Source organism: Roseateles sp. P5_E1, from assembly GCF_054049335.1.
On sequence record NZ_JBFUMN010000180.1, the window covers coordinates 1 to 754 of the forward strand.

At 67.2% G+C, this 754-nt stretch carries 1 pseudogene; it reads left to right on the forward strand.

The features are described from left to right. Nucleotides 1-754 (forward strand): annotated as a pseudogene (locus tag ACXJKJ_RS30480) (hypothetical protein); the annotation flags it as partial.

Here is a 754-nt window from a genome sequence, read left to right on the forward strand (position 1 = left end):
CGCAACCGCGAGCTGCTCGACACCGTCGGCAATGCGGTCAAGGAAGAACTCCTGCGGATCAAGGACGCGCTGGACCTGCACCTGCGCACCGGCGGCGAGCCGGTACAGCTGCAGACCCAGGTCAACGAACTCGGCGCGGTCGCCGATACCCTGGGCATGATGGGCCTGGGCGTGGCCCGTGGCGTGGTCGTGCAGCAGCGCGATGCGCTGCGCGGGGTGGTCGACGGCGAGCAGCAGATCGATGAGAGCCTGCTGCTGGATATCGCCGGCGCACTGCTGTACGTGGACGCGTCGCTGGATGACCAGGTCGCGCATCTGGGTGCCAACATCAGCGGTGAAGACGATCCGAGCGCGGTGGAAAACCGACGCACGGTGGAAGTGCTCGCGCATGAAGCGATCGCCAACTTCGCCGCCGCACGCGAACACTTCGTCGCCTTCATCGAAACCAACTGGAACCATCAGCAGCTGCAGGAAGTACCGCGCCTGCTTGGCGAGGTCGCCGGTGCGCTGCGCATGCTCGACCTGGCCACGCCGGCCGACTACCTGCAGGGCGTACGCCAGTACATCGCGGTGGAACTGATCGGCCGCCAGCGCGTGCCCAGTGGCCGCCAGCTGGATACGCTGGCCGATGCCATGGCCAGCCTGGAGTACTACCTGGAAGCGCTGCGCGAGCGTCGCCCGGGCCGCGACGAAATCCTGGACATCACCCGCACCAGCCTGGAAACCCTGCGTTACTGGCCGCTGCCCGATGCGC